We start from the raw sequence: 5,198 nt of genomic DNA on the forward strand, positions 1-5,198 counted from the left end.
ACCGGGGACGAACCGATAGCGACACCTGACCACCTCGGGGGAATGATCGACTTCGCCGACCCCAGAAGCCTCACAGTTACTGATCAGTCGCCCTTCGGGACATGCCGGATGTTTCAACATTCCCGACGGAGTCAAGCTGAACGGCTAAGACTGCAACCGTACGTGACGATGGTTGGCTGCCTGCTCTGCCCGCGCCGCGCGCCATCCGCCGCCCGCTGGTGGCCGCCGCGCTCATGGGAGCGGCCGGTAGAGCCTGGATGATCGTCGACTTCGAGAGCGCGCGGTTATGGGCCGGGGACATCGGCCAGATAGCTCCGATGATCCGTGCCGACAGAGGGCACGCGTTGGAGACACGATCCGTGCATGAACGCCCCGCCGGATGGCGAGGCGTTCACACATCGGAGACGACCAAAGCCTGAACGCCCCGCCGAACGGCGAGGCGTTCATGCTCTACAGGGGTGTGCACTACATCTGGGCCCACGAGGAGCTTCGGTCCATACTCGGTGTCTTGAAGATTTCGATCAAGGCGGTTGCCCGCCATTCTCAACCGGTTTCCTGCCAGGAACTACGCCAAGTCTCGTAGGCGCACCCCACGGCACTGTCGAGCGTGCTGGTCTGGCAAGGCCGGTGGAGGTGTCTGACAAGGGGAGGACGATGCCTGGCGGGCATGACCGCGCCGATAAACCTGTTGGGCCGGAACGTGGGACCGTGGCCGGCTGGCTTTCCGGGCACCACTCGGTGGCGTTGACGAACTGCGGGAATTCCGATGTTCGATTTCCTGTCCCCCTGGCGAAGATCAGCTCATGTTGGGGCCGAGCCAATGACCTCCGCTGGCGTCGATGGTGGCGCCGGTGATCCACCGCCCGTCGTCGGAGGCGAGGAAGCCTACGACGTCGGCGATGTCGTTAGGCTGTCCCACGCGTCCCATGGCGATGTTGTGCACCACGGCCTCCTCGATGCCGGGCGCGCTGTGAATCCAGCTGCCCATGTCGGTGTTGACCACGCCTGGCGACACCGTGTTTACGGTGATGCCTCGTGAACCCAGCGCCTGGGCCAAGGTGTGGCTCATGACCTCGATGGCGCCCTTAGTCATTGCGTAATGGACGAACTGGCTGGCGATTCGGGTCACCGCGGAGGAGATGTTGATGATGCGGCCGCCGTCAGCCAGCATGCCGGCGGCCCGCTGGACGATGAAGAATGGTGCCCGCACGTTGACCGCGAAGCTACGGTCGAACCATTCAGGCGTGACGTGCTCGAACGGCGTGCCATCCGATATGGCTGCGTTGTTGACCAGGATGTCGAGCGGCTTGCCGCCAAGTCCTGCCTCAAGGCCCGCGAAGAGGGTGGCCACGTCGCCCTCGATGCCCAGCTCGGCGTGGATCGGGAAGGCCTGCCCACCCGCGCGCTCGATCGTGGCTACCACTTCCTTGGCCGCGGCGTCATTGCTGCCGTAGTGGACGCCGACCAGTGCGCCGTTCGCCGCGAGCCGCTCGGCGATGGCCCTACCGATGCCCCGCGATGCCCCCGTCACCAGTGCCGTCTTGTCGGTGAGAACCGCCATGTGTGGACTCCCTCTCGCTCGCTACGTGTTGGTACAAGAAACGAACCTTGTACTTCAAAAACTGTAGCAGTTAATCCTGAACATGGTGCGCACATGCGGAGAAACAGGAGTCGGGTCGTACTATGGGTGTGTGGCGGTCAAACGCAGCTATGGCGAGGGATGCGGCGTGGCGCACGCATTGGACATGATCGGCGAGCGCTGGGCGCTGCTGGTCGTGCGCGAGTTGCTGCTCGGACCCAAACGGTTCACGGACCTGCAAGCCGGACTCCCCGGCGCCGGACCCAACATCCTGGCGCAGCGCCTGCGCGACCTTGAGAACGTCGGTGTGGTGCGTCGCCGGACGCTGCCGCCGCCCGCAGGCTCCAAGATCTACGAGTTGACCGAGTGGGGCGCCGAGCTCGATCAGATTGTCGCCCTGCTTGGTTGCTGGGGCACCCGGTCGCCCGTTGTCCCCTTAGAGGGTGAGGTCGGTGCTGACTCTCTCATGCTGGCGCTGCGCAACGCCTTCATCCCACAGAAGCAGGACCCCTGGACCGCCGATTACGAAATACACCTCGCTCAGGATTTCTTCACCTTCCGCGTCGTCGACGGCGAACTGGTCGAGGCGTCCCGCGGGCAACTGCAGGACAAACCCGACGCTGTGATCGAGACCGACACTGCGACGCTGCTCGACCTGATGACCGGACAGCACGATCTGGTCGATGCGGTCGAGTCCGGACGGGTGTCCGTGACTGGCGACGTTGAGGCGGTGCGTCGCCTTGTACAGGCCGCCCCGATGTGAGATATCTGGCAGATTTCGGGCTATGGGCTACCTCAGTCTCGAAGAGGCGGGTACGTGACGAGGCGTCGTAGGCAGTTCTCGCCGGAGTTCAAGGAAAGGTCATCCGCATGGTGCTGAAGGGCGATCGGACGGTTGCGAGCAACGCCAGCACCCTGCGCGGCTGAGTGAACAGGCATCGGATCGCGACATCGCCTACATCTACGCCGGCCAGGCGGTGAGCTCGTGCGCGAGCGGCCCCATGGCCGCAACGTGATGGCCGAGTTCGCCACCGCCGAGAGGCTGCAACGCCGCTTCGCCTCGGCGGGCGTCGGCGCGGACCCGCTCCGTTTCGTGCTCTCGCTGCCACATTTCCGGAATGTCAGGTGCGCCAGGCGGCGATAGGGCACATTGATCACCATCTCTGCCTCCTTTGCGCCTTTTGAGGGGGTCGCGCTGGTGATCTGTATGGTCGCGTCGGCCCTTTCAGGATGCGCCACGCCCGGCGGCGGCTCTGTCGCCGCCTCGGCGAAGCCTTTGTCGGCCATGCCGTTGTGCCGCGTCCCTCAGGGGGCCGCGTTCGACCAGCGCGCTGAGCACTCAACGTCCAGACCGGGAGACGACGCGATCGAAGGAGTCCGCGTGGATCAGTTGCCCGGCGGTCTGACGCGTGGGCCGGCCGTGCGCGATGGTGGCGCCAATCCGGTGAGCGGTCCGAGACTGACCGTGCCGGGTCCTCCTGTGTCGTCGTGGACGCACGGTTACCGGTGGCGAGATCCCTCCCGGCCGCTCAGGTATCTGGAAGTCGAAGTGGAGTGCCGGGATGCCGCCCGCGACCATCACACGATCGGCGTGCTGCACGCGCTTAGCTTGACGTTTAACCCTTCCTGTTCTGGTGCTCGGCGAGCGTTTCGGCGCGTTTGGTGGTCTTGCCCACGTCGTGGTGACGGGCGGGAGCCCGGTTCTTCGAGCCTGGAGGCCTGCCGGGACCGGGCCGGGTGGGTTTCGGTGCACTGGCAGGTAGGGGCAGAGGCTGTCGCACAGTTGCCGATCTTCACCTGTCAAGGGTGGACTTCTCGGTGCGGTGGTGGAGGAGCTTGTTGAGGTTGTGGACGGTTCCCAAGAGCTTGATCTCGGTGTCCACGTTGTGGGTTCCTCTGTAGTTGAGGCGGCGCCCATACCGCTGGAACAGCTGCGCGAATCCGGGTTCGACCAGGGCACCTCGCTGCTTGTAGATGGCGCGGCCCTCTGGGGTGGCCAGGCGGTCGGCCATGGCCTGCTGGCCGGTGGTGGCTGGATTGTCGCCGGGAGATTGCTGCGAGCTGGGGAGCTGGGTTCGTTCGCAGGTGACTGCGACCAGGAGCGGCAGCTCCGAGAGCGCCTCGAAGTTGGCGGCGGAGGCGTATCCGCTGTCGGCGAGCCACGCCTGAACGGGGTCGGTGATGCCGGCCGCAGCGCAGTTGCGCTGGACTTCGGTCACCATCGGGACCAGGGCCGTCATGTCAGCAGGGTTGTCGTGCAGCTCGATGGCGAGCAGCAGCTGGCGGCGGGCGCTGGCGATCTGAATGTTGTAGCCCTGGCAGTAGCCTCCGCGTTTGTTCAGCATCAGCCGTGAATCGGGGTCGGTGAGGCACGCCCGGGCGGTGGGCCCGGGGAGGGGCCTGGGATTGCCGGCGCGCTCCAGGTGGGCGATCGCCCTGGCCAGTCGTGCGCGCTGCCGCACCACGACGGTCTTGTTCTCCAATGGCACCGGAGGGCGCCCGTTCGCGCCGCGGCGTCCCGCCTGACGGTCTTGGCCGGCACGCCGCGCGTGATCGTCCAAACGGGCCCGCTGCGCGGCGGTCACGGCCGCCAGGCGGCGTTCGGCCCTGGCGACCATGCGCTCGACGGCCTCGACCTTGATAGTGATCTCGCCAGCCGACGGCAACGCCCGCTGATGCAGCTTGGCCTGGGCTGACCGGGCGCGCCCGACCCGGTCGCTCGCGCGGGCTAACAACCGCACCGCCGCAGCGTCAGTGGGCATCTGACCCGACGCGGGCTGTTGCGGTTCCTCCTCATCGCCGGCCCGCTCCTCACCCACCGCACAATCGGCGATCTTGCGCAGCAGCGCCTCGATCTCGCTCTCGCCCTCGGCGATGACCACCTCCAGGCGGTCAAGATTCCTGTTCGCCTCACGGCCGGCGTTTGCCTCCATCGGCGAACCATCCACCGCCACCGCACTGAGATCGACCAATCCGCGCCGGGCGCACAACCCGAGCACTTGAAGGAACAGGTCTTTCAAACCCTGGCGATGTCGCCGGATGAATCGAGCGATCGTGGCATGGTCGATGCGATGGTTGCCCGTGATGATCCGGCACCCCACATCGTCCCAGCAGGCCGCCTCGATCTTGCGCGACGAGCGGATTCCTTTGCTGTAGCAGTACAGCACCAACCCCAGCAGCACCGCGGGGTGATACGCCGCGGCTGCCTTCCCATCGGCACGGTAACCGGCCAGGAACCCCGACAAGTCCAGCTCCTCCACCACCGCTTGGATCTTCCAGCACAGATGCTCCGGTGGCAGCCAGGTGCGGATGTCCGGCGGAAACACCAACGCGCGCTCCTCGGCGCGGGGGATGAAGTTGAACGTCACACATGCACGACGCGCAGGTGATCGCTGTGACTGACGTGACCAAAGTGACGATCAAGAAACGAAATCTGCCCTACCCTCAAAGACCGCCTTGACAGGTGAAGATCGGCAACTGTGCGACAGCCTCGGCAGGCGGGGGCGGAGGTGCCGAAACCCTCGCCGGACGCGTGCGGGGGTGAGCCGTTCGAGTGGAGCAGGGCGTTCCCATGGGCGGCGCAGGTCAGGTGCGAGTGTCCGGGCGAGCTGAAGCTGGG

General features: G+C 65.8%; 3 protein-coding genes. 1 reads left to right on the forward strand and 2 read right to left on the reverse strand.

Annotation, left to right across the window (positions count from 1 at the left end; genetic code table 11):
- Positions 1 to 796 precede the first annotated feature (796 nt).
- Positions 797 to 1,561: an SDR family oxidoreductase gene (locus ACTWPW_RS62850; protein ID WP_443174826.1), complete on the reverse strand. Its 765-nt coding sequence runs from the start codon at positions 1,559 to 1,561 to the stop codon at positions 797 to 799.
- A gap of 130 nt (positions 1,562 to 1,691) precedes the next feature.
- On the opposite strand from ACTWPW_RS62850, the gene ACTWPW_RS62855 reads away from it, so the two are divergent.
- Complete coding sequence (locus ACTWPW_RS62855; protein WP_443174827.1) at positions 1,692 to 2,342, forward strand: winged helix-turn-helix transcriptional regulator; 651 nt, start codon at positions 1,692 to 1,694, stop codon at positions 2,340 to 2,342.
- Between the two features lie 1,030 nt (positions 2,343 to 3,372).
- Here ACTWPW_RS62855 and ACTWPW_RS62860 read toward each other — a convergent pair.
- Positions 3,373 to 4,947: a transposase gene (locus ACTWPW_RS62860; protein ID WP_443174828.1), complete on the reverse strand. Its 1,575-nt coding sequence runs from the start codon at positions 4,945 to 4,947 to the stop codon at positions 3,373 to 3,375.
- Positions 4,948 to 5,198 lie beyond the last annotated feature (251 nt).

The sequence above is a fragment of the Nonomuraea sp. KM90 genome (assembly GCF_052246675.1).
Classification (GTDB): Bacteria; Actinomycetota; Actinomycetes; order Streptosporangiales; family Streptosporangiaceae; genus Nonomuraea.